Annotated in this window: 2 protein-coding genes; both read left to right on the forward strand. The window is 57.8% G+C overall.

The window, feature by feature from the left end:
• The coding region (locus A2I95_RS38040; RefSeq protein WP_291737599.1) for an NADH-quinone oxidoreductase subunit H at positions 1-572 on the forward strand (572 nt) is incomplete at its 5' end.
• Between the two features lie 6 nt (positions 573-578).
• Positions 579-1352: a methyltransferase domain-containing protein gene (locus tag A2I95_RS38045; protein WP_051371917.1), complete on the forward strand. Its 774-nt coding sequence runs from the start codon at positions 579-581 to the stop codon at positions 1350-1352.
• The last annotated feature ends 43 nt before the right edge of the window (positions 1353-1395 follow it).

Below are 1395 nucleotides of genomic sequence, written 5' to 3' on the forward strand. Positions count from 1 at the left end.
CTTACGAAGTGTCGCTTGGGTTGATCATCATCGGCATCATCATCTCCACCGGTTCGATGAACTTTGGCGACATCGTGCGCGCGCAGGATGGCGATCTGGGCCTTCTGAACTGGTACTGGATCCCGCATTTCCCGATGGTTTTCCTGTTCTTTATCTCGGCACTGGCAGAAACCAACCGCCCGCCGTTCGACCTGCCGGAAGCGGAATCGGAACTGGTCGCGGGCTACCAGGTGGAATACTCGGCCACCCCGTTCCTCTTGTTCATGGCCGGTGAATACATCGCCATCTTCCTGATGTGCGCGCTGACCTCGCTGCTGTTCTTCGGCGGCTGGCTGTCCCCGATCCCGGGCCTCCCCGATGGCGTGCTGTGGATGGTCGGCAAGATGGCGTTCTTCTTCTTCCTCTTCGCAATGGTAAAGGCGATCACCCCGCGCTACCGCTACGACCAACTGATGCGCCTGGGCTGGAAAGTGTTCCTGCCGTTCTCGCTGGCCTGGGTGGTCTTTGTGTCCTTTGCTGCAAAGTTTGACTGGTTCTGGGGCATCTTCGCGCGCTGGACCGTGGGAGGCTGATCAGAAATGGGCGTCGATATTGAGCTCTTTGAACGGCTGGCCGACCTGTCGGTCCGCTTCCAGCCGGAAGGCCGGACGCTTATGCTTGGGCGTCATTCCTTCCGGGTGGAGGATCATATCAAGCACAAGTTTGACCGGATCCTGCGCAAAAAGGGGCTCGATCTCAGCCACGAGGAACTGGTTCAAGAAGACGGTTACTGCGAAACCCTGATGCAAAAGCTGGGATTCGGCGACATGGAAACCATGGATTTTTCGAACTACGAGGGAGCGACGATCCTTCATGACCTGAACCGCCCGGTGGCTGCCGAGCTGGAAGGGCAGTTCGATCTGATATTCGACGGCGGCACAATTGAGCATGTCTTCAACGTGCCAATGGCGTTGGAAACGGTTTTCCGGATGCTGAAACCGGGCGGGCGGTTTGTTTCCGCCAACGGATTCAATGGCTGGCCTGCGCATGGCATCTACCAGTTCAATCCGGAACTGGTCTGGACGTTCTGGGGGCGAAACTGCGGCTGCACCGTGCATGACTGCCGCGGCATTCACAAACGGCCGCGCGGCGGCGACTACCATGTTGAGTTCCAGGACCCTGCCGAGACCGGCAAGCGGATGCGGCTCAAGGGCAAAATACCGGAGGGGCGCATGTACCTCTATTATGAAATCGAAAAGACCAGCGATTCAGCAATGAAGGACCTGGTTCTGCAAAGCGACTATGAAACCAAGTGGCACAGCCACGGAAACGCCGGCGCAACCCGGCTTGATGACGAAATGGCTCCGCAATGACCCAAATCGACTACACCCGCGCCGCCAAATACTTCCTGCTGCA

The sequence above is a fragment of the Leisingera sp. F5 genome, from assembly GCF_001593695.1.